21 protein-coding genes are annotated in these 25,357 nt (G+C 33.0%); 1 reads left to right on the top strand and 20 read right to left on the bottom strand.

Going from position 1 to position 25,357, the window contains the following annotated elements:
- Positions 1-2 precede the first annotated feature (2 nt).
- From Q0E20_RS02980 to Q0E20_RS02885, 20 genes are all read right to left on the bottom strand, one after another.
- Positions 3-1,349 (bottom strand): ATP/GTP-binding protein, encoded by a 1,347-nt coding sequence (locus Q0E20_RS02980; protein ID WP_295996075.1) that lies wholly within the window; start codon positions 1,347-1,349, stop codon positions 3-5.
- A gap of 281 nt (positions 1,350-1,630) precedes the next feature.
- Complete coding sequence (tnpA, locus tag Q0E20_RS02975) at positions 1,631-2,092, bottom strand: IS200/IS605 family transposase (protein ID WP_005380067.1); 462 nt, start codon at positions 2,090-2,092, stop codon at positions 1,631-1,633.
- A gap of 247 nt (positions 2,093-2,339) precedes the next feature.
- Positions 2,340-3,272, bottom strand: coding sequence for a hypothetical protein (locus Q0E20_RS02970; RefSeq protein WP_295996072.1), 933 nt, complete (start codon positions 3,270-3,272; stop codon positions 2,340-2,342).
- 123 nt (positions 3,273-3,395) lie between these two features.
- On the bottom strand, positions 3,396-4,685 hold the full coding sequence (locus tag Q0E20_RS02965) for an S-layer homology domain-containing protein (protein WP_295996070.1): 1,290 nt from the start codon (positions 4,683-4,685) through the stop codon (positions 3,396-3,398).
- Positions 4,686-4,869: 184 nt separating this feature from the next.
- The gene (locus Q0E20_RS02960) at positions 4,870-6,045 is read right to left on the bottom strand and encodes a glycosyltransferase (protein ID WP_295996066.1); all 1,176 of its coding nucleotides are present in this window, start codon (positions 6,043-6,045) and stop codon (positions 4,870-4,872) included.
- A 196-nt stretch (positions 6,046-6,241) separates the two neighbouring features.
- On the bottom strand, positions 6,242-6,580 hold the full coding sequence (locus Q0E20_RS02955) for a hypothetical protein (RefSeq protein ID WP_295996063.1): 339 nt from the start codon (positions 6,578-6,580) through the stop codon (positions 6,242-6,244).
- An 8-nt stretch (positions 6,581-6,588) separates the two neighbouring features.
- Positions 6,589-7,527: a DUF535 family protein gene (locus Q0E20_RS02950; RefSeq protein ID WP_295996060.1), complete on the bottom strand. Its 939-nt coding sequence runs from the start codon at positions 7,525-7,527 to the stop codon at positions 6,589-6,591.
- A gap of 37 nt (positions 7,528-7,564) precedes the next feature.
- Positions 7,565-8,650 carry a glycosyltransferase family 4 protein gene (locus tag Q0E20_RS02945; RefSeq protein WP_295996057.1) on the bottom strand — a complete coding sequence of 362 codons (1,086 nt, stop codon included), beginning with the start codon at positions 8,648-8,650 and terminating at the stop codon, positions 7,565-7,567.
- 97 nt (positions 8,651-8,747) lie between these two features.
- The gene (locus Q0E20_RS02940; RefSeq protein ID WP_366509626.1) at positions 8,748-10,769 is read right to left on the bottom strand and encodes an LTA synthase family protein; all 2,022 of its coding nucleotides are present in this window, start codon (positions 10,767-10,769) and stop codon (positions 8,748-8,750) included.
- Positions 10,770-10,837: 68 nt separating this feature from the next.
- Positions 10,838-11,593, bottom strand: coding sequence for a glycosyltransferase family 2 protein (locus Q0E20_RS02935; protein ID WP_295996053.1), 756 nt, complete (start codon positions 11,591-11,593; stop codon positions 10,838-10,840).
- A gap of 58 nt (positions 11,594-11,651) precedes the next feature.
- Entirely contained in the window at positions 11,652-12,647 is a 996-nt protein-coding gene (locus tag Q0E20_RS02930; RefSeq protein ID WP_295996051.1) for a glycosyltransferase family 2 protein, read from the bottom strand.
- A 2-nt stretch (positions 12,648-12,649) separates the two neighbouring features.
- A complete protein-coding gene (locus Q0E20_RS02925) occupies positions 12,650-14,323 on the bottom strand; it encodes a PIG-L family deacetylase (RefSeq protein WP_295996048.1) in 1,674 nt (557 codons plus the stop codon).
- 44 nt (positions 14,324-14,367) lie between these two features.
- Positions 14,368-16,332, bottom strand: a complete 1,965-nt coding sequence (locus Q0E20_RS02920; RefSeq protein ID WP_295996045.1) for an LTA synthase family protein — start codon at positions 16,330-16,332, stop codon at positions 14,368-14,370.
- Between the two features lie 33 nt (positions 16,333-16,365).
- Entirely contained in the window at positions 16,366-17,052 is a 687-nt protein-coding gene (locus Q0E20_RS02915) for a cytidylyltransferase domain-containing protein (RefSeq protein WP_295996041.1), read from the bottom strand.
- 11 nt (positions 17,053-17,063) lie between these two features.
- The gene (gene neuC / locus Q0E20_RS02910; RefSeq protein ID WP_295996132.1) at positions 17,064-18,200 is read right to left on the bottom strand and encodes a UDP-N-acetylglucosamine 2-epimerase; all 1,137 of its coding nucleotides are present in this window, start codon (positions 18,198-18,200) and stop codon (positions 17,064-17,066) included.
- 14 nt (positions 18,201-18,214) lie between these two features.
- The gene (locus tag Q0E20_RS02905) at positions 18,215-19,252 is read right to left on the bottom strand and encodes an N-acetylneuraminate synthase family protein (RefSeq protein ID WP_295996038.1); all 1,038 of its coding nucleotides are present in this window, start codon (positions 19,250-19,252) and stop codon (positions 18,215-18,217) included.
- The gene (locus Q0E20_RS02900; RefSeq protein ID WP_295996034.1) at positions 19,239-20,339 is read right to left on the bottom strand and encodes a hypothetical protein; all 1,101 of its coding nucleotides are present in this window, start codon (positions 20,337-20,339) and stop codon (positions 19,239-19,241) included. Before Q0E20_RS02900 ends, Q0E20_RS02905 begins: the two co-directional genes overlap by 14 nt.
- A gap of 6 nt (positions 20,340-20,345) precedes the next feature.
- Positions 20,346-21,122 carry a glycosyltransferase family 25 protein gene (locus Q0E20_RS02895; RefSeq protein WP_295996032.1) on the bottom strand — a complete coding sequence of 259 codons (777 nt, stop codon included), beginning with the start codon at positions 21,120-21,122 and terminating at the stop codon, positions 20,346-20,348.
- A 129-nt stretch (positions 21,123-21,251) separates the two neighbouring features.
- Positions 21,252-22,220, bottom strand: coding sequence for a hypothetical protein (locus Q0E20_RS02890; protein ID WP_295996025.1), 969 nt, complete (start codon positions 22,218-22,220; stop codon positions 21,252-21,254).
- A 489-nt stretch (positions 22,221-22,709) separates the two neighbouring features.
- Entirely contained in the window at positions 22,710-23,309 is a 600-nt protein-coding gene (locus Q0E20_RS02885; RefSeq protein ID WP_295996021.1) for a class I SAM-dependent methyltransferase, read from the bottom strand.
- Positions 23,310-23,597: 288 nt separating this feature from the next.
- Here Q0E20_RS02885 and Q0E20_RS02880 point away from each other — a divergent pair, with 288 nt between their 5' ends.
- Positions 23,598-24,947 carry a hemolysin family protein gene (locus Q0E20_RS02880; protein ID WP_295996018.1) on the top strand — a complete coding sequence of 450 codons (1,350 nt, stop codon included), beginning with the start codon at positions 23,598-23,600 and terminating at the stop codon, positions 24,945-24,947.
- The last annotated feature ends 410 nt before the right edge of the window (positions 24,948-25,357 follow it).

Here is a 25,357-nt window from a genome sequence, read left to right as displayed (position 1 = left end):
AATTACTCTCCTTTAATGGACACAATAGAAGATAACACCGGTATAGCACCATATCGCCCTTCTAAATAGGCTTTACTCAATTTTGTATCATAGCGTTCCTTGAATTTAGCAAGAGAATAAATATGACTACAGTTTTCATAATCTCGTTCTATAAACCAAATTTCATCACGTCTAAATAATTTTAAATCCATAATGCTTGATTCATGAGTAGTAAATAGTAATTGAGTATCAGAATTCTTATGAGTTTCCATAAACAGTTCTAGGAAATGTTTCGTAAGATTAGGATGTAAGCTACGTTCTAATTCATCGATAATATACACCGTATGCTCCTGATTAGATAATATTAAATCTAATAAATCAAAGATACGTTGTGTCCCATCAGATTCTTCTTTGAAAGAAAAATCGAATGGTGACTCGCCATGGTGTAAACATAATGTTGTAATATCAGGATGTTCTATATCTTGAAAGTCTATAGCAAAGAACATATCATGACTACGCATAATCAGTTTACCACCTTTAAATTCTGTAGTACTTAATTTAATTTTCTCTATCAATTTATTATAGACTTCTATTGGTAAGGACTGTTTTAACTCCTCTTGTGTAATTTTTTTTATCGCAACATTACTAATACCGGTATCAAAATCAGCAAGTAACTTGCTAATTTTTTCTAGTGAGCCTTCTTGATAGTAATATGAAAAACTATTGAGGATTGTATTCGGTGTAATAATTACAATATGGTTACACAACCAATCATAGATTTCAAATAAAAATTCTAAGCCTTTTAACCTATTTATATCTTTACCATGATTCATAACGCCTAAAAATAAACGATTTTGATCTTGTTGAGAAAAATCTTCGGCATATATGGTAAATCGATTTACAGCATCCTTTGTTAGCTTTAAAGATCCCAACGTAGGCATCGCATTCTCTACTTCGAATAAAAGCTTAGCAGACCCATGTGGCCGTAATTCATATAGCCATTCTCCCGTTATTCTCCCTTCAGATAATAATACGGAAAAACCATAAGCATAAAACTTTCCATTAAGAGTAAATTGTAACTCAAATTCACTATCTATATGTTCATTATGCGCTTTAGTTCGAGAAAAAAATAATCTTGATTCAAAAGGTAATCCATGTTGTAAAGTCCACTGCATAAATTGCAAGATTTCAACCAAATTAGATTTGCCTGATGCATTAGCACCATAAATAACCGCATTCTTTAAGATTTTAGTATCTTTAATTTTCTGAACATGATCTGTATGAGTTTGAATCTTACTAGAAGATATCATCGATAAACGTTCTATTTTATCAAATGATTTAAAATTACTTGCACTAATATTTACTAACATAATTCACCTCCAACTACTCTCATCATACATAAACTTGATCTATTTTTCAATATAATTTTATTCATTTGACGAAAAAACCGTTAAATATATAAAATAATATACGATTTACAGCATAAACAGTCGACTGTCTAAGGTTAGAATCAGAACCACCCGTAAAACGGGTGGTTTGCTCACGGGCTATAAGCCCGTAGTACTAGGCCAGCGTCTAAAGGCGCTGGCTTTCACTACGTTCAAGCCGCATAGCCATTGACTCGTAACGGTCCCCTTAAAGGGGATATGTATTACTTGCTACCCTTAAAAGGGTCCTCATATTCTTTTACACTAAGTTTATCTTTCATTTGGTCATGTAACTCTTGCTCACGTATATATTTCTTTACTGTAGCCTCATTTAAACCTACTGTACTAACATAATAACCCTCGGACCAAAAGTGTCTATTTCCAAATTTATACTTTAAGTTTGCGTGTTTATCGAACATCATTAGTGCACTTTTACCTTTTAAATATCCCATAAAAGATGAAACTGATATTTTAGGTGGGATTAATACTAGCATATGCACATGATCTGCCATAAGCTCCCCCTCTATAATCTTGACGCCCTTATATTCACATAAACGTCTCAGTATTTCACGTAAACTATTTCTGTATTGATTATATATAACTTTACGTCTATACTTAGGTGTAAATACTATGTGGTATTTGCATAACCATTTTGTGTGCGCAAGGCTCTGTGTCTTTGTTGCCATATAAAATCACCTTTCTTTTGCATATAATGCGGCTTGAACACCTACATTATACTTAAGTAAGGTGATTTTTTTGTATAACTTTCGTTGCCGCACCCGCATAGCGGGTGGTTTTATGATTCGCGACTACGTCGCGAACCAGTCTAAAGACAATAAATAAAAAAGGTCTGTAACCAAACTGTGGTAAAACCACATCTGTTACAGACCTATTTCTACCTATAGATATATAATTCCTTTCTAAATAGAAAGTTTATTTCTTATGACTTTTATCCTGAGAAGAATTTAGCTCATCGCAAATCTGTGTAACTAATAGAAATAAACTATTAATACTATTATCATCTAATACATCCATTATCATCTTCACTAAAATTTCTCTTAAGTCTTTTGAGTTAGTACTCCCTTGTAACATATGTAAAATAGGTATTGCCTGCTTAAGATAAACTTCATAAACCTCATGTTCTTTAGCTGTATTCTTTACAAATATATTAAAATCATTTGATGTCCAAATTTTATCACATAATGGAAAGTTAGTATTTAGAAATATAGTTGTACTATGTAAATTACAATTAGGTCTAGATCTAAATCGCCTTTGAAGATGTTCATGCTTTATGACTTCAATAGAAGAATCACAATATTTGTGTAATGTATATAAACCAATTCCAATAATCCTGAAAATAGTATCTGCAAAATCTCTTGTCTGCTCCCTTTTAGGAAATTCCCCTTGATGAACAATATGATTTCTAAATTTACGAAACGTATCTTTAAGAATAGGTGTCTTTTCTGTTGAGGTCAATTCTATAAATGTATCTTTAAATAACGCTTCTTGTCTTTTACTCCTATCTTTAATAGGCAACCATATTTCTTCATAAAACTTCTCATTACTATACCCATTATGATGAAATACAACTTGTAAAAAAAATTCGTAAAATCGTTCCAACGCTGCCGCACAATTAATCACACAAGCTCTAAAATTATTTTCTAGAAATTCATGAATTGCTAATTTATATAACATTTCAAACCGTTCTATTTGTAGTACATAAAAGCATTGATGCCCTTTTGAACAAGTATATTCATATGTAATTTGATTTGTTATAATAATATCTCTTTGTTCAATAGAGGGAATAAAAACCCCTTTTTCTCTATTTTCTTGATCACATTGAGGACATGTAAAAGGAAGTTTCATATAAAAACACCTTCTGATCCAAAATTAATAATATCCTAAACTAAAGAGCTGCAACAGAGTGTGGTTTAACCACATTCTAATTGCAGCCCTTTGCATATTCTTGAACTACACTAATCTATACGATTAGAATTGGTAGTTAAGATCAACACGGTAGTAATTGGATAATTTATCGTTAGTACCTGTTGCTTTATTAGTTTTATTATTGAAGCCATAGTATGCAGTCAAGCCTACATTATCTTGTAATGCATAGTTAGCAGTTGCCAACCAACCTTTGAAACCATTGAAGTCAGGTTTTTGAGTGAAGTCATATGCAATATCCCATGTAGAGGAAGTTGCACCCATGTATCGACCAAAGTTAAAGTATTGAGCTTTTACATCCCAAGTACCTTTTTTAGCTTGATCATATGCACCATAACCAACACCTGCTGTCCAAGCAGAACCTTTAGTCATGCCTGCACCTTTAACATATTCACCACCAACCCAAACTTTATCAAAGTTTACATCTGTGCTGAAACCATACAAGTTTTTGAAATCCGTATTATCAGATTTATGTTTGTTATTACGTGCATAGAAGCCACCAAGGTTCACATGTTTATTCAAATTACCTTTGATGCTTGCATATGTGAAAGTACTATTTTGTTTTTGATTTTTACCTTTAACTGCACCTTCTACTGCATAACCATAAGCAGCTTGGAATTGAACTTTATCGTTGCCTGCGTTGAATTGAGCACCATCAAATGCATCATCATAAATCAAGCCATTACCGATAGTTTGATCAAAACGACCTGCTTTCACAGATACGCGTTCACCAAATTTATGATTTACATAAGCACGATCAATGGATGCACTTGCATTGCCACCATTAGTAGCATCCCCTAATTCGAAATCATCAGAAGTCATACGAACAACAGCTTCTGTACGGTCATTTACTTTTGCATTAAATTGAACACGAGCACGAGCATCAAATTGGGAATGTTTACTGTAATCACCATCAGTAGTTACATAGTGACCATCTTTCTTTTGAGCACCAAGATAACGAAGACGCATATCGCCAGTTACTTTCACATTACCAACGCGATCTTCCAAACGAGCTACACGAACGCCCAAATTGTTCAATTCGTTGGAGAATTCATCAGCCAAACGATTAATCATAGCTTGTTGTTCTGCATTAGCACGGTCTTGGTTAGCCATAGCTTTTGCTACCATTTGAGCCATTTCATAACGAGTGATATCATTTTGACCTTTGAAAGTGCCATCTGGATAACCGTTAACGATACCAGCAGCTGCTAATTGAGAAACTGCTTGGTATGCCCAAGAATCAGGAGTTACATCGGAGAATGGGTTAGCTGCAAATGCAGTAGTTACACCCAACACTGCTGTTGCTGCAAAGATTGCTGCGAATTGTTTTTTCATAATACAATACCTCTTCTTTTCACTAAAAACAATTACTATACGATCTTGCAAAGCAATACGCTTACCCCTATGTGTCCATGTTTCCATACAAATAATACGTATACCTTTACAAGATATACGTATACTGTATCATATAGAGATTAAATATCATTTAAATATTCATGAAATTTTCATTTATTTTTATTTATCGATTACTTATCTGTTTCAATAAATCTTCCCACTGTCCCCAAATAGATTCTGGGCTGAATTGTTTCATACGATTACGTCCAGCTTGGCCCATAGTAACGCGGAGGTTTTGATCTTGCATCAAGCGTTCCAAGGCCTCCGTCAATGGTGTTACCCCATCATCACATAAGATGCCTGTTTCCCCATCGATGATAAGTTCATTAACAGCAGAACAGGATTTATAGCCAATTGCTGGCAAGCCCATGCTCATCGCTTCTCCTAGTGAAAGCCCAAATCCTTCATAGGCACTTGGGAAGGCAAATATATCTGCCGTAACGAGTACACTTGGTACATCGGTGGTCGTCCCCATAAAATGAACACGGTCTCCAAGTCCCGCCTTGGATACGATCATATCCAATTCTTTCTTGTAAATCTTGCGGTCCTCTTGGCCCCATAATTCGATATCCCAGTTCGGATACTTCGCGGCCAATGGCGCAAATGCCTCAATCAATAAATGTGGTCGTTTATGGTTCTTATCAAGTCGCGCTACAAATACGATTTTATAACGATCTTTTGCCTGTGAAAGCTCCGCCTGCTCCGCATATTGAGGGATAGCATTACCAATAACAACAGTCTTAGCCTCTGGTAGATGATTTTTAATATGAGATTCAAAAGATGGTAATAACACTTGGTTTACCGTACTCTTTGCAACCGCTTCAACCTCCTCTACAGGGTAGGTATGAAAATAATCCTCAGGATCACCATGGCTCATAGTAATGACAGGAATATTAGTTTTCAAGTCAAGCAACAAAGCCTTTGAGGCTGCTGGTTGATACGATACGATTACATCTGGCTTGGTTCGATCTAGTACAGACTGAAGATGACCTAGTAAATACTTCTTCGTAAACTCATTATTCACACCACGTGCTTTACGCTTGTCAAAGGCACGCAAAATCTCCCGTTTTGCCTTATACCAAAGAGGGATAGAATGACTTTCACCCTCATAATGACATAGATCATATGCCTCGATGCCCGCATCAAGAGGAAAGTAGAAATCCCCAGTTTGCACATCGCTATACACAAGGCTCACCTCGTGCCCACGGCGCTGCATCTCATTGGCAAACGCATCCGTCACCTTAGCAAGGCCGCCTGTATCGCCTACCATCTTTGTTAAATTTGCTAATAAAATACGCATTACACTCACCTTTTTATCTGCTATCCCTTAATCATTATTTTTATATAAGATGATACTTAAGTTTCTAAAATACTTTTGATAATTCATCTGCACTTAATATAAAACTATATTTTTCTATATTAAAACTATCAGATAAAACGATATCAGGGCGTATCATAAGTATAAAATCGTATTCTATATTATTATTTTTAGCATATTATTCACAAAGATTATAGCTAGTTTGCATATTATGATACATAGATTTAATACCAAATAAAGAGATAATTTTATTATCTGAAGTAATAGTTATATTCCCCATATCTTCAACTATTTGTTTTTCAATAATTATATCTTTATATACACTTAAATTTTTCCCTTTAGTTACTATGTCCTTAATATATTTATTATTATGCCAGGTTTTTGTCTTATGATTATACTCAGACCAGGTATGCATAAACAAATCACAATCATAATGTTTCAAAAGATTTCTTTTAATATGTGAAGCACAACGTTTAAAGGTTCTTAAATGCCCAAAAAAGCAAAATGCAATTTTCATTATTTTCCCTACTTTAAATGTGGCTTTAAATTTTCTTGTACTTCCAATTGATATTGATCTAATAAATCATAACGTTTTCGATATTGGCTACGCTTTTGTGATTTAATTTCTTCAATCGGTTTACGATATTCCTCTAATGGAATGATGTAAAATCTAGGATCTTGTGAAAGCTCCCCACCGCTTTCTTGCCACAAGGAATCTAGCTCAGCTACTTTCGCACGATGACCACGTACTAAATGTGTATTTGCATAAAAACCTTCATCAGATACTGCATAGATTATTTTTACTCCACATTGTTGAGCGATTAATCTAAGCAAATACATAATAAAGTTTTTTGGACGATAGCCAAACATCTTTTTGGTAGCTATTTTAGCATTAGCTAACCCATCCTTATACCCCTGAATGGTTCCAATCCACATGGCTTTTTCCCCTTTAATATCTTTACCAAATCGGAAATTAGCATGGTAAACACCTTTAGATTCTAAAGTCAATAATAATGTTAATAAACCTTCTTTACGTTGTCCTGCGCCATAATATACTTGGGCTTTCATCTTTAGTTCTTCAGATTGCCAAAGTACAATTCCACGCTTGATACGACTTACATCATCATAAATATTATCTTCATCTATAGAGTACATTTCTTTGATAAAAGTATCCGTAAATGTAGCTTTTAAAAAATCAAAATGATTAATAATCGCCTCTAATCGTTCTACTGGTGTAGAACCTTTAAATAGAAAATAGCGTGTCATCAACTCAAATAAACCCACTTGTCGATTTAACAAGGTCGGATCTGGCGTATAGTTTTCAAAATATGATTCCAAAGCTTCTATCTGTTTTTTATTGCGAATGGATCGTATTGTATGAAGAAATGTACGACGTGTTTCCCTCCAACTATGGACACCATAAATTTCGCGACCTCGTCGCCATTGTGTTTGTAAATATCCCATTTTATATTCCTATCTATCAATAATACCCTACAAACAATCAATAATTAGGAGTATGTAAATCATCTATAATCTTAATTAATTGATCAGCTACACGATTTACGATAAAGCGTTCTTCCACAACATGACGTGCATTAGTAATAATATTAGGTAAATCAACAGAATTACTCATAACATGTTCCATAGATTGTTGTAATGTTGTTTCGTTTAAAGGATCTACAATAAAGCCAGACGTTCCATCATCTATTATTTCTCGTTGTGCCCCTGTACCACTAGTAATAACAGGTACACCACAATACATAGCTTCACAAATAACTAAACCAAAAGCTTCACGAGTTACTGTTGGTAATAATAGACAATCAATAGACTTATATAAGCCCTCAATATCTCGAGTAAAGCCTATAAAATCAACATAGGAATGCATTTGATGAACATCCAAGTAATTTTTAAGCTTTTTAATTTGATTCTCTGTTCCAGCACCTGATACGATTAATCGCACATTTAGATTTTTTTTATACATTCTTTCAAGAGCAGTTAAAATTAAATAAAGTCCTTTTCTTTCAGTAATACGTGCACTATATCCAAAGGTAGTCACCTTTGATTTCATTGGTAGACTATCGGCAAATGCAGGGAATCGCTTAGGATCAATACCATTATAAACGATATGATATTTGCTTCTATCCTTAATAGCAAAAGTCATTAAATCATCATATACAAGTTTAGACACGCATACAAAAGCATCTACTTGTGCATTAATCCATCTATGATATATATCTGTTTTACCTGGTACTAAATTATGCTTTATAAACACAAGTTTAGCACCTGTTAATTGCTTAAGGGCAATACAAAATGAAATATATTTACCAGAATGACATACGATTGTATTAATTTCTTTAGACTTCACCTGTTTTGCCACCGCATTTATAGTTAAAAAACCTTTTAATCTATATAAATTAGCGGTCATAACATACGCAACTTGTTTATAACGAGACTGCATATCCTCATTTGATTTATCTACTAAGACATAGGCTTTCCTATTCTGCTGTTTAAATTGTTGACATATATCATATACGTATTGTTCACCGCCACCCCAAATCTTGGCCCCCACAACATTTAATATCGACATAGGTTACTCCCATCATATATATAATATAAAATACAGTACGTCATTAATTCATAAATACTATAGAATTATAATTATCCTTACTTAATATCCAACAATACTAAGACTTAAATAGATTGTCTTTATGATTGATAAGCCATGTTGTTAATAAAGTCCAATCACGTGCTTCATCAGCATGATTATCGATAGGTCGAACTTGTTCCACAGGCTCAACTGAAGGCTTATTGCTTTCACCATAATCCATACGGACATCACCCATCATAGTATCAGTTATCCATTGATAAGGAGTTACTAAGGTTTCAGGCTGTTCCTCAAACAATGATGGAGTAATAGAATAATACTCAAACCCTTTAGGTGCAATTGCTTCGATAATCGTTGGCATGAAACTCATATGGGTACCTTTTTGAGTAGTAATCATATGATCATCTAGCTCAGGATGTTGTAATAAACTAACCGTACAGAATGTATCACGCAATGTATAATCGCGATGAATAAGCGACGTATTATTTAAAGAGCCAAATAGATTCGAATGATCTCCTGTAACAATAAATAAGCTATCTGGATACAATTGTTGCATAGATTCAACAAATGTAAAGATTGCCTTATCGCTATAACGATAGGTTGCTAGTTCCTTATTACGCGTTTTATTAGAACGTAAATCCTCACCTACGTCTGGCATGACCTTTTGTGGGTCATAATCAAGTAAGTCATTCTCCATCTTATACGGACCATGATTAGAGGTTGTATAGATAAAATGGAATGTAGGCTCATCAATTTCTTTGATTTGTTGCGCAATATTTTCTAAAAATACATGATCATAAACACCAACCCATGTTTTAGGTGCATTAGGTCCACAGAAGATAGACGCACTTTCCACACGGTCGAAACCTTGTGCTTTCCCAAAGTGATTAAAATTGCCATACGATGCATTACCACCATACCAATATATAGTTTGATATCCTAGTTGCTTCATTTGATGTGCAAATGACGTAGGAAATGCACCCTTCCAAAAACTTTCTCGTTCATTGATTTCTAAGCCCGCATCATAGATACCACTCATAAGGCTAACAATCGATGGTCTCGATACATTGCCAGCTGGTAAAAAATTAGGAATCTGCACCGTATGCTGTTGATTTTTAAAATTCCATAGACCAGGACATATATTAAGTAGCTTATGTGTCTCATCTAACGACCACTGAGGAATACTTTCACCAACAATAAAGAAAATATGTTTAGGTCTAGCAATCTTAGGACCTTTAGCAATTCTTTTAAATGCATATAAAGGATTATCAAGTTTATGCCAAATATCTTTATATTCACTAGGTACAACACGACTAACAGCGTGATTAATATCTTCCTCAGATGCAGTATATTCTGAGCGCAAAGGATGTTTATAAACCGTTTCCAATGCGCATAAATCAGGCACTGTCGCACGAGCAAAGAAAATGTCTTCTTTTACTACGGTAGGAACCGTATCCCATTCAGGTTTATCATCATGAGATAAAGTACCACCATAGCGAAACCAATAAAAACCAATAACTGATACAACTACTAACAATATATTCCATACTACTGTCATCCATGTACTATCTATAACAGGGTAAGGAATAGATGGCAACGATAACAATGCATGACCTACAAACCAGGAAATAATAGCCACTGGAATAAATCCTACTAAGACCAATAATCCTCGATCTTGATTAAAAAATACATCAATAAGATTATGTTTCTCTGCATGCTTACCATAATGGACCATATAATTATACGTATCGTGAAAATGCTTGTAAAATATCATCTTACCTGCAAAGGCAGCATATACTACACAAGAGTAAATCGTTAATCCAATGAGACGCACCATATCTTCATATTGATGATATGTATCAAACCATAATGCTGGAATCGTAACGAGTACTAAAGGTACTAAAAATACATACGCATCAAAGTCCATCCCCCACCAAAATCCATAACGCAATGCACCTAAAACGGATTTCCAACGTCCTTGCCAAGTAGTATACGGATTATAGCTACGCATAAATATTATACGGAATATGGTACTTAAAATAGGAGCCCATATCATTAATTTTATATTTTGTTGTAGGGATAGAAAAAATTGTTCACTCATTATATATTACGGCTTTCTCTCACTATAGATACTTATATATCCCCTTAATTCTTCTTATATAAAGTAAATCACAGTCTCCCATTTGATTTATTTAAGTAGTAAAGTTTTACATATTTTGTCATTGTATACATCATGTGATATACAGAGAGTAAAAATCCTATTTTTCCATCTAATATACCACCCTGTAAAATATATATCTTAAAAAAAGCCCACATAGGACGAAATATAATATCTCCTAAAAAGCTACACTGCTTATTCTGTTTTCTATATTTATTAGCTGCAGCAGTTGTATATTTATTAAACTTCTCAAAGAATTGATGCCAATTATCATAAGTATAATGATACAATTTTCCTTCTAATATACCATTTGGATATGGACTGATAAAGGCTTCATGAACAGCCCCTTCTACAGTAGCTCCTTCACGAGGCATTAACCTAAGCACCTTATCGGGTCTCACAACGCCATGTGTAGCCTGATTATGATGAAATAAATTATATCGCCTTAACCAATATGATTTTAGTTCACCCTGAATAGCCTTTTTTATAGATTTTGCCAATTCAGGTGAAACTCGCTCATCCGAATCAATGAATAATATCCAGTCACATGATGCCTGACTAATGCCAAATCGTCGTTGTTGAGACCAATCACCATTTAATGCATGATGTATAACCTTAGCCTCTAAATTCTCTGCTATTTCAACGGTTCTATCCGTACTACCATCATCTATGACGAGTATTTCATCTGCACATTGAATGCTTTTTATGCAGTCTGCTATATGCTGTTCTTCGTTGCGAGCTAATATAATAGCTGTAATTGTTGACATAAATTGCCTCGATATTCATATAATTTCAATCTGTATATAAAATTAATTACTTATTCAATTATAAAGATTTCTTGATTCGTTCTAATCCAAACATCATATGCCCATACAGTTTTGAAATGAACGGTGCATGGAGTGCACCATATAGTAATACTTGATATTTAGCACCGATTGCAGGCATATCAGAAGACTGTTCCTCTTGTTTTAAGTACTCTAACATATACTCTACCTGTTTTTCTTGTAGTTCTGGTTTCGCTAAGTTAAAACCAATTCCCCCAACAGCACTGCGAATTGCTCTATGACGACAGTATCGCACAAAGTCTGTCATACCTAATTCTTCCGCTAGCGGTTGACGGTATAAATAGGAACAGAACAAACCATATTTACTCTTTGCACTCCAATTACTCGTGATGGAATTTTCATTATCACAATTATAAAAATAGAGTGTTTTTTGTAAATAGTATACAGATGAAAGATTTTTAAAAACTAATGGCATAATCATTAAATCCTCAAAATCTGTATTTTCTTTTAATCGAATTTCTTTCCAAGTATTAGCCTTAAAAAATTTATTACATAGATAATTCGGAATTTTATCCTCAATCAAGGCTATATATGCACTTTTAATATCTATAAAATAACGTTCATCCATATGACGTGGACTAGTCTTACCGTTTTCTACAACAGCGATATCAAAAACAACCACATCTACTTGTTTCTCATCAATTGTTGTTAAACAATCTTCTATCATAGATGGTGCTACATAATCATCACCATCTACAAAGGCGATATAATCCCCTTTTACAATAGCTAATCCATCATTACGGGTCTTACTAACACCCATATTATGTTTATGATGTATAACAGTAATTCGATCATCTTTAGTAGCATAGTCATCACAAATACGCCCACTGGAATCGGGTGACCCATCTTCAATTAAGATAATTTGTAAGTTACTATATGTTTGTTGTTGTAAACTTTCGATGCATTTACCAATATAATCTTCTGCTTTATACACAGGAATAACAATAGATACTAATGGTCTATTCTGATTCTCCATAATTATATACCTCCTTGTTTATGTGCCTGTGCCGCTTTATACCCCTGTTTATATTTCGATTTAACCCTTATATAAGCCAATTTATCTTGTAATTGATTCCATTTTAAAGAACACCAATCCTTAAAACTACCCTTACGAATCGTAGACTCACAAAATACCAATCCATCACTAGACTCTAATCGTAATTGTAAAGGATTAGTACTTAACTCTCGCTCAATTGTACTTTGTAATGCAGAAATATCAATATATTTATCATTAATTAGCCACCTATAAGAGTTTTCTTGTATTGATTCACCATATGTAATAATATCTTTTCTGAAACTTTCAATATAAGGGGTAATCATCGGAATTTTCTCACCAGGATATACAACCCAATCATACATAAACTGATTATCTGCTAATATATGACAATAATCATATATATCATTATTATTACTATATAACTCTATTTCAGATAAACCTAGGCATTGTTTATCTATATATATATCAATCCATTCTACAGACACAGGTTCATCACAAACATAAGATATACCTTGCCCCATATAAGCAATTTCTTTTAATACTATCTGCTTACCATTACTCAATTCTATACGAATAGAGCAATAATTATAAGTATTATGTACATTTCCAAATAATTGTATAACCTGTATATCTGTAATTTTATTAAATGCAATATGGGCCTTGCGTTCCCTATCATCTATTGTTGGTATCCACATATAATCCTCAGGATTATATGAATTTAATGTCATATTTGCTATATTAAATCGCAAAAAATCATTTAGCTGTGAAGCCTCGCCAGAAGATACAGTTATATCTGCATGTAATGCTAAATTATCTGTTCTTCTCCTCCAAAATACTTGATCCCCATTTATAAGGCGTGCCCCCCTTTTATAACCTTCTTGGCTCATATGGGCCGCCATTGCCTTAAAAATAGGATTAGTTACTAATTCTCTATTTCGACAATCATAAGGTACTGGAATTCGAAGGCGATATACCCAAGATAGAGTAGGATTTCCCGTACTAAACTCATTCGATGGCAATGCCCGCTTATTAATTACTGTAGATAACAGATTATTATCATAGTAATCATCTACAGTTTCATATCCTGTTGCATAAGCAAAACCATTAAGAAATTGAGGTCCAAAATCAGTATATTTTATAATCCACTCTATCGCACACGCCACTGTAAAGGTACATAATCTATGATCTACATGAGTATCGTAATCCGTGGCAATAATTGTATCTGGTTTAAAGTGTAATATAACATCAATTAATGACTGAATAATACCAGACCAAGAATAAGGTTTAGCCTCATTCATAACAAGACTAGCAAAATCAAAACCATAGGTTTTATCATGATTAGCACGACTAGTGATAATAGCCGATTTATTCTGAATAATTTCGTGACCAATAAAATCGCCAAAGCCTAAGAAAATAATATTCTCTTGAGGTAGTCCAATTTCTTTAGCCATTTGATAGGTCTCATTACGTCGCACATCAAAAGTATATTCATAATCACCATTTGTAAGAAAAACTACATACACATCTAGCCCTTCTTGTATCGCCCCATATATAGTGGCCCCAGCCATATTGATTTCATCATCTTCGTGAGGAACAATAAACATAACTGAACGACCATGAAAGAATTGTTCATAAGAAAAACTAGATGTATTCATAAATAGAAAAACTCCCGATTACTGATTCTACAGATTATTTACAATTATTGTATAACATCCCCATGTTTCAAACGCCATGCCGTAAGTTCCCGCATGGTTTTCATAGCGTTAGCATAGGCCTGCGGCATTTTTTCATCTTCGACGTAGATACCGATCTTATCCATCCACAAACGATGATTGAATACGAATGGTCCTTGATTAAATAGACTCGGCACCATAGCCTCATAGGTTTGCCCCGTGCGTCCTACGAGTTCAGCCAATGTCGGAATGATTTGGATGCTCATGCCGAATGCGTCTGGTGAAAGCCATTCTTTTTTGATGCCTTGACCGTAGAAAATAATCGGAATCGTGGATGCTACCTTAGGACCTTCCTCATGAGCAAAGGTAAAGCGTTCGCTGTGATCACCAGTGATAACAAATAATGAAGTTGGATCAGATTGTTCCTCTTTACTAATAAATTCACCCATCACATGGTCTGCATACCATATGTGACCCATTTCGTTAATTTGCTTATCCGTATTGGCAATGGAATCTGGCAAGTTCTTACGAACCTTATCCGCATCATAGCCTTCCTTCGCCACATTCACACTATATGGAGGATGATTTGACGTAGTCATGATGACATTGATGATCTTTTCGCCACGATGTTTGTCCATGTATGCATTGATAGCCTTGAACATATCTCCATCGGCTACACCCCAAGCATTTGTTTCATTACTCGGCATTTCAGATGCATCGTGGAATTCATCAAAACCTTGTTCTAAGGCAAAGTTCTTAACATTTTGCCAAGTACTAAAACCGCCATACCAAAATACGGTCTTATAACCTAGTTTTTTCATAACCGGTCCAATACCGAGGCCATACGGTTCTTGTAACATGCCTACGCTATAGTTTGGATACATCCCCGTATCCGGCATGCCCGTCAATAACCCAATAATGGCTGGCATAGTACCCGTTCCTTGGGCCAAGGCCATTTGTGTACCCATCGCCTGTGGACTAGCCGCGTACTTACGACCTTGCTCTACAAGATAAGCACCAGGTTCATTAAATTCAGCAAGGAATGGCCATAAACCATAGGATTCACCGAGAATGATATTAATAGATTGCGGTTGTTGTTGTAATCGCTCTGTTGTTATCGTTTTTGTGAAAGATTCATCAAATTGTGTACTACTAGGATTACCGCCAATGGATTGTATTTTTTCATGTAACTCCGCAGATGTTAAATGAATATCCTCTAATTCTGAAGTCCGTTTAGCAATGGATTTTACACGATATAATGCTTGTGCATCGTCCAAAATTGTTTCATTTAATAGATTAGAATTAAGTCGTGCAGCACTCTCCCAGTTAATGGAATTTGTGTAACTCAAAGCACCACCGAAACGAAATACTACAAATATCAAACTAAATACAATCACTAAACTTATTCCTGTTAGCCACTGAGCAAGCTTTTTTTTTGGATACCATTTAGTACTAATTGCATTATTAATACTATACTTTTTTGTACTAATAGATAGTACTTTTAACAAAAACCCCGTTAACATAACACTTATAACAATAGCACAAATAATATAAAAAAAAGCATTATACTCATTAATAGCTGTGTTGACAATAGCACCAATATCATCATGTTTACCATTGATAAGCATCATATTATAAGAAGAGTTAAAGATTTTATAAAACGGGATTCTTCCCAAAAATAAAAATGTCAGTAAAATAGTTGCAATGGAATATATAATTTGTTTAAGACGTAAAGACGGCCATTTAGGTACAAAAGTTTGTACTAATGTACCTAATATAAATCCAAATAAACAAATGATCCCAACTGTTTTAAGGCTTAATCTAAAACCAAACCATAGGGATTTTAGTATTTCCTCTATAGGAACCGTAGCTAACTGTGACTGAAATATCCAAAGAAATACCACTCTAAAGATAGTTAATAAAACAGAAAAAAATAAAAAAGCCATAATTTCTGTTTTTATACCTTCAAATAATCGTTGCCATCGATTCATAACTACATATCCTCTTTAACCTAATTATAATAATTATTCATTTAAAATCTTATTTACTAATAACAAATCATCCATAGTATCTATATCAATACTACTTTCAGGTTCCATAATATAGGGCACTATATTATCATTAAAACTCAAACCTTTGTGTATTTCACTAACTCTATTAATATATATAGCACCATTTACCTTATAGTACGTTGCCATATCCTGACGTCTAACAGTACTATTTTGACTAATAATAGGTTGTAATATACCATTTTCAATAGTCCTAATCAAAATAGGCTTAGTCTCTACTTTATTAACACTAATAAGTCCCTTCATATCGAAATCAAAGAATTTCTCTAAGGCCTCATCTATATGATTAGTTTGTCGTAATGGCGATGTAGGTTGCAATAACATAATCACATCATAATATCTATTCATCTTCACTAATTTTTCAATGGTATAAACGATGGCATCAATAGTTTTTGCTGTATCGTTAGCTAGTGCTTCTGGACGTAGAAAAGGTACATCTGCACCATAAGCAATACTAACGGTCTCAATATTTTTACCATCTGTACTCACTACAATATCATCAATATATTTTGACTGTTTAGCAGCTTCAATAGTATATGCAATAAGAGGTTTACCATTAATGTCTATAATATTTTTATTTATAATTCCCTTGCTACCTTTTCTAGCGGGAATAATCGCCAGTATTTTTTTATTATTAAACATAATTACCCTTTTTATAAATCATAAGTCAATTTCTTTTGTAAAGGCATAGTCCAAAACTCTGGATTAGTAATAGCTTTCATAAATAACTCTGCACTATTACCATCACCCCAAATTGTATCTACACTTTCATATTTTTGAATTGATAAAATAGCATGTTCTATTTCTTTAATATCATACTCTACATGCGTAATTGTTTTTTCTTTTTCAATATTATAACGACCATGCTGCCTAGAACCTATATCTATGGTATCAATACCAAAGTATGGAGCTTCTCTCACACCAGCACTAGAGTTTCCTATTAAAAATTCCGCATTTTTTAATAAAACTATAAACGATTCAAAACGTATAGAAGGAAAAATCTTAAAATGGTTATCTGATTCTAATTCATGGTAAGCATCTATAATATAATGACTTCCTAAATCATTATTAGGATAAATAACTATAAAATTCTTTTTTGAATTTTGGCAAGCCTTTATAATAATCTCTATTTGTTTCTGTATAAAATCTACTTCTGTTGTTACAGGATGAAATAACATAATCCCGTAATTTTCAAAATCAATACCATAATGATCCTTAATAGATTTAAGGGATGGTAAATTAACACTTTTAATAATATCGATATCTGGAGAACCAATAACACGAATACACTCTTGATTTTCACCTAACAAAATTAACCTTTGTTTAGCCTCTTCATTAGCTACAAAGTGAAAATGAGCTAATTTACTAATAGAGTGACGTATTGACTCGTCAATTGTTCCAGAAATTTCGCCTCCTTCAATATGAATAACCCGAATATTATTAAAAGCACCTACAATAGCACCAGCTAATGCATCAGGTCTATCTCCATGAACAATGATAGCATCTGGATTAATATCTAAAATATACTTTGTTAAATTAGATATAGTAACTGCGATATCTATACTAGAATTACCTGTTGGCATATTTTCCTTTGCAATATAAACTCTCTCATAACCATCTTTTTTTATTTCGTTATATGTACTGCCTCGACTTTCTAATAAATGCATTCCCGTTGTATAAATATATACCTCAAACATCTTATTTTTTGAGATACTCTGTAATAAAGGTTTTATTTTTCCATAATCTGCACGCGTTCCTGTAATAAAAATGATTTTTTTCAACTGAAACACCCCTAACATTGAATTTATTCAAACATCGAATAATCTAAATGTGTATCAGCAGGTATATAACATTTAGCTTTTTTTCCTAATAAAGACTCGAATTCTTTTGCTAAAATTTTGCCTATTCCTGGTCTTTTTACCCAAATATTTTCTCTTGTAAGAATATCGCCAGTTTGGATATCTTTAATGCTTACTACAGTAGCAAAAGCAAAATCTATTGTTACTTGTTCCTCTTTAATAGCCGTTTTAGTACCACCAAGCATCAAAGGAACTTCCTTGGATGCTTGTAATAAATTATGTAAATCATATTCATCCATAGAACAGATAATATCAGGACCTCGTCGATTTTTTGTATCTGTAAAATGACGTTCAAGTATTTTAGCACCTAATGCCATAGCAGCAATACAGGAGTTATTATTTAATGTATGATCTGAAAGACCTATAGGGATATCTGGATATGCATTCATCATCTCTTGCATAGCTCCTAATCTTACCCATTCAGGCTTTGTAGGATATAAATTTGTAGTATGCAACAACGCAAAAGGAATATTATATTCACGTAATATATCTACAGCAATATTGATACTTTCAATATCATTCATACCTGTCGATACAATCATTGGTTTACCAAAGCTAGCAATATGTTTTAACAAAGGATAGTTATTCATCTCACCAGAACCGATCTTATAAGCTTTCACCCCAAAAGATTCTAAACGATCCGCAGCTGCTCTAGAAAAAGGAGTGCTGATAAATTCCAAACCCAATGACTCAGTATATTTCATTAATTCATATTCTTCATCCTCATTTAAAGCTGCATTTTCCATAATTTCATAGATAGAAATATCTGCATTTCCAGGAATAACAGATTGTGCAGCATGACTCATTTCATCTTCTACAACATGAGTTTGATGTTTTACCAGATGTGCTCCTGCCTTATAAGCAGAATATACCATTTCTTTAGCCACTTCTAAAGATCCATTATGGTTAATCCCTATTTCCGGAATAATTAATGGTTTATGATTTCCACCTACATTAATATTTCCAATTTTAAACTCTATCATGTATGATGCCCTCCAATTGATTTATATTGTTAACAGCAACTAAAAGTCCCATTTTTTCTATTTTATTAAAAAATTCAAATAATTCATTGATTAATTTACTGTTCTCTATATTGTATTTATTTTGTAAATGCTTTACCACATAAGGATATAAATACAAACTTCTAATATTATAAGATTCCTTTAATATTAACTGACTACATAAAACGCTAGAGTATAAAGAATATTGGCAAATACTTACATAAGGATTATTTAATAAAAATAGTTCCCAAGGATAATCCATCTTCAAATCATTATCACTACTATTAAACTCTCTAGGATGTTTCTTTCGTTTAAACGTAGACAATTTAGATTTCAAAAATTTTATTAGATAGTCTTGATAATAAGCTATGTCTGATTCAATATATTCATGAATAGATTTATATTGAAATAATCTAATAAATTTTCTAATTTTAGCTTTTCGAGATATCTCCTTTGAAAATGGTTGGGAAAAAAAGATATCTAATTTATGACTTTCACTAACAATAGGCTTATAATTAAATACATAATTATACAATTCTATTAATCTAGTATCTTTATTAGATATTTTATTGATACTATGAATTATATAAGAATCATCATTAGCATAGTTAGCTAATGATGGATTATAAATATATATATCTTTACAAGGTGTAATCCGATTACATTCTATTACAAAATAATTTAAATAGGACATAGTCCCTTCATCAAATAAACTAATTTTAATAGCTTTTTTATTAATTATTTCACTATTATGTTTTAAAAAATCAAAATTTGTAACAAATATATTATTATATGAATTAATAGTAAATGATATATCACTAACTAATACTAATTCATTATTATTGAGCATAATTTTAGTATACGTATTCTCTTCATATATAAATATGCTTTTGAATATTCCTCTCTCATACAAACGACTAACGAGTAATCTCCATCTTACAATGTCCTTTGTTAAAAATAGGATATCTGCCTCTCTATTATTATCTCTATATAAATTTAAAACGGTTAGTAATTGAAATTCAGTACAAACTACATATAAGGTATTTTGTTTAATATCACTATCTATCATATTGTTTTAGTAATCTAACCCCTCAAACATCTTGTAACATGCTTTTTCAAATCGTCTATACTGACTTATAATTTTACCTTTTAGAGACAATTGTCTATATAATTCTTTATAAGCACCATTTTTCTTTGCTGTACGTTGAGACTCACCACTAGAATCTGAATTAGTCCCAGAATCTACGGTAGATGCTATTACTTCTTCATCCTGTTGTACTATAAGATCTTTATCTAAACAATACAATTTACAAAGATTTAACCAATAATAGAACTTAAACGCATCAATTTCAAAACGCACAGGATTTTGAATAGACGCAATATTATTAGCTGCTGCCCTATTAATTACATATCCATGAGTACAAAATAAATTTCTAGCAGAGTAAATATTCATCTTCTCAGCTATATTTTTTACATATTTATGGTGATAAATACTTTTTTGTAATACTACTAAACGTGGCTCATCACTAGATTCGACAAATTCTCTAATTTTTTCTATAACAGTTCTATTAAAATACTCTGTAATAAATATATCATCTTCACAAATCATAATACTTTTTTGATTTGACTTAAGAAATTCCTTATATACACCAATATGACTTAAAGCACAACCAATTTCACTAGGTGTTAAAAAGGTATTCTTTAATGCTTTTGTCGCAAGTTCTTCTTTTGACATTTTATTAGCCATAATAGCATCAAAGAAGCTGAATTCTAGATTATATTTACCAAACTCTTTACAAACATTCTCCCTACGTTCAGCATTATATTTATCAGATATAACTACTATGTTCATATGCTCCCCATTTCATACTAACAGCCTTATGTATTTAATACTTTTTACAACTTGGCCCCTCGCATCGTTTACATCTCCCACAGCCTTTATCCGTAGTTTTCTGGCTATATGTATCTATGAAACCCACGGTTAATCCTTTTTTCCAGATTTTTTAGATTCTTTCTTTAAGGATTTTTCTAATTTCTTAGATTTTTGATCTTTCTTAGCATCCTTGTTTTTCTTATTTTTTTTAGAATCCATATTCCTCTTATTCTTTTTGGATTCTTTATCTTTCTTTTCTTTCTTGGATTTACTAAATTCTTTTACAAGCTCAACATCCTTTTTAGACTTCTTATCTTTTTTATCCTTCTTTTCGTCTCTATCTTTGTCTTTATCTTTATCTTTCTTTTTCTTATCTTTTTTTGTATTTTTTCCTGAAAGCTTCGCCCATTCTTCTTCTACGCGTTTCAGTTGTTTTTTGATAAGTTTATCGATTTCTTTTTGTTGTTTTGTTGTATTCTTATTATCACTAGATTGTTTAGAATACAATAAGGAATTTACCATATCAAAAGGATCTAAAGATGTATGAACATCTTTATGCAAAACACGTTCATCATTTGAATCATTTTCATCATCCAAATGATCCTCTGTATCTAATTTATTATCTTCATTCAATGTATTACTAGATACTGTTTGTTTATGAATAGGATATGTTTCAGTAAGATTAAAATCTTCAAAGTCCTTATCTATATCTTGTAACTTAATTTTTTCCATTGCATAATCTAACTGTTCATGATTCGTTGTACCATAACCCATCGGTTTATCAAAGGAAAGAACATCACCAAATAAATCACGTTCTAAACTTTCATAAGAATTAAGCATACTTATACGTTCTTGAACAACTTCAATTTGATTCCACAATTCCATCAAATTTGCCGTATATTGCATACGTTCCTTAACTTCTAAATAAGCCTGATGAATAATAGACAATTCTTTTTCGTTAAGACCTTCTTCAGCACCGATTTCTTCAATCATTTGCTGAATCTCTTGATCACGGTTATATCGTTCTATTAAGGCACTGCGAATTTCTTCAATAAGACTTACTGATACGCGTTCCATAAGTTCCTCCTATATGGTATATATTCAGTCCTAACTACTAGTATTAATCATTACGAATCAATACATACCATACTGAATAAAAAAAATTAATTTTTATACTCTCTAATTTATTATTATATCAGAAAATACGCTGATTTTCTGCGTGTTTTAGTGAAAGTACGTAAAATTTGACTATCCTTTTATATCATGCTATCCTATTAGTAACAAAGGAAATTAGTATGAGGCAATGTTTTCATACGAAAAAATAGCAGGGTGGCAGCCCTGCTATTTTTTATTGTGCTGGTTACTAACTAAACTATCTATCCAGCCACTTACAAATATAATATGAAACTATACTTGCTATGATAGATAAAAAAAAGGAAATTAATATCTCCGGCAATGTTTTCACCTCCTTTCTGTTACCAGAATGGAGTAGTAACAATTAGATTATATAATGTCTATATGTACTTTTCTATAAGAATAGATAAAATAAAGAGATAATTTAATTCACTAAAATACATTTACCCTATATACCAATATTCGTTCTTTGTCGTCACTTTCTTGAAATAAATCACCGCATTGTATTGATTCTTCTGCTTCGAGGCGCACATGGTTATTCAGGAAGTTTTCTACTTCTTCATTAACATAGTAAAAAAATAATAGAATTTCTCTCGGATGATGATATATAGAATCAAAAATATTGCCAAGTACACGTTTAATCGTATGAAGTGCAAAGGGATTAAAGAGGAAGCAACGATCTACAATATCTGGCAATGTATAAGTAGCTGCATCACCAAGAACAAAGGATACCCGATTCTTAGCAGCTGGGCTTTCACCATTTACGACAGCTCGTTCATACAAACGTTCATCGTATTCAATACCAATGGAATGGCACCGCGTCTGATTAGACATAAAAATATTAACACGCCCCTTGCCACTACCGTAATCGATGAGGGTATTTTGTTTCGTAATATAACCGCTATTTGCAAGACGTTCAAGAACGCAGTAATCCGTCGGCTCATACGGATGATGTTCTGTATCGGAACGACTGTCATCACGACCTGTTGTTTTAATTTGTAATACTTGTTCCCATTCCTGTTCGCTTGTCATCGTAATATATCCCCTATTGATCATATATATGTAAATTATGTTCTTATCAATCATTGTATACATAGATAGCATTATTTACAAATAATGGTAAATTGTGTAATATACTATTAGATGAAGAAATAAGTATTTTGCAAACATTTTAATGCACGCAAAACAAAAGAGGAGGGTGGCAGCCCTCCTTTTTTGTACTATTTACCATATATAATTTGAATATGGTATACTAAAAAATAGTATTTCAATTTTTCTTATATACAAAATTATATCTCATAAAAAGGAGTATTTACTTACATGGACAGTGATCTGACCTTAGATTTTATTATTATCGTCATTTTAATCATCGCAAATGGAATTTTTTCGATGACCGAACTTGCTATCGTTAATGCAAAGAAAAGTCGCCTTGAAGAGATGGCCGAATCTGGTAATGAACGCGCTAAAAAAGCCTTTGAATTAGCAGAGAATCCAAATGATATGTTCTCTACGATTCAAATTGGCATTACCCTTGTAGGAATTTTAACTGGTTTATATTCAGGTGCTACCTTTTCTGCTCCATTAGAAGATATATTGGTGAAAGCAATTCCTAGTATAGCTCCTTATGCGGCTTCTATCAGTTCTTTCTTAATTGTTGCCATCATCACCTATTTGTCTCTTGTTATCGGTGAATTAGTACCAAAACGTTTAGCTATCAATAGTCCTGAAGCAATTGCTGTTATCGTATCTAAGCCAATTTATTGGCTTTCACAAGCATTAAAACCAATTGTACTATTCCTCGGTGTATCTACAGATTCTCTATTAAAATTATTAGGCGTTACTGTAAAAGAAGAAGCGCCTGTAACAGAATCAGAAATCAACAAAATGCTTACCGAAGGCGTAGCCATGGGTGCCTATGAAGAAGAAGAACCTATTCTCGTAGAAAATATTTTCCATCTAGCAGATATGAATGCAGGCGATGTTATGACACCGCGAACACAGCTAAAATGGATTGATTTAAATTCTTCAGAAGAAGAAATAATGGAAGTGCTTAAAACAGCAAATCAATACCGTATTCCTGTAGGTGAAGACTCTCTCGATGAATTACGAGGTATGATCAATGTAACCGACGTTATGGTTCAATGCTTACAAGGAGAAAAATCCTTACATCATGTGATTCATTCTTGCTTGAAAGAACCATTGCTCGTACCTGAGTCCATTTCTCTTATGAAATTGCTAAATACATTGCGTAACGAAGGTGTTCACGAAACCATCGTTCTCGATGAATACGGCGGATTTAGTGGCCTTGTTACCTTGCATGATATCATGGAAGAAATCGTAGGTCTCATGCCATCTGGTGAAGAAGAACGGCAAGAAGAAGAAAATCGAATTGTCGAACGCGAAGATGGTACTTGGCTCGTAGATGGTCTACTCGACGTAGATGAATTTAAAGAATTTTTCCACATCGATAAAGAACTACCAAGAGAAGAGGATGACCTATACAAAACACTAGGTGGTCTCATGAACCTCCTATTCGGTAGAATTCCACGCGAAGGCGATAAAACCACATGGGATGGATACACCTTTGAAATCATGGATATGGATAATACACGGATAGACAAAATTTTGGTTAGTTATGTTGAACCAGTTGTGGAACAAACAGAAGAATAGATTATAAAGCACATGGTGCTACCAAAGCCGACACGCTATCACGCTAAAGCGGGACCCGAAGTCGTTTTGGTAGCACCATGTGCCTTTTTCACTCTTACTGTAGTTCGCACAACTTAGTTCAACATAATCTATAAGAGGAACACGCTACACAGGGCCAAAGTCGTTTTTGGAAGTCTATTTTTTTATTACTAATATCCTATGATCCTACGTGCTCAAATTTTCATTTCTGCTGTAATTCACACAACTGGTTCAACACAATCTATAAGAGAAACACGCTACTGGGCTCCGTGAAGCGCAGTAGCGTGTCGGATTTGGAACAAGGTACACCTTTGTATTTATTTGTAGATATTTGTAGTTAATTAATATATATATATTTTCTAATATACTTATAGAATTTTTATCTAATATGT

The sequence above is a fragment of the uncultured Veillonella sp. genome (assembly GCF_934230905.1).
Lineage (GTDB): Bacteria > Bacillota > Negativicutes > Veillonellales > Veillonellaceae > Veillonella.
The sequence above is the reverse complement of the archived record's forward strand: the minus strand, read 5'-3'. Positions and strand labels throughout refer to the sequence as shown.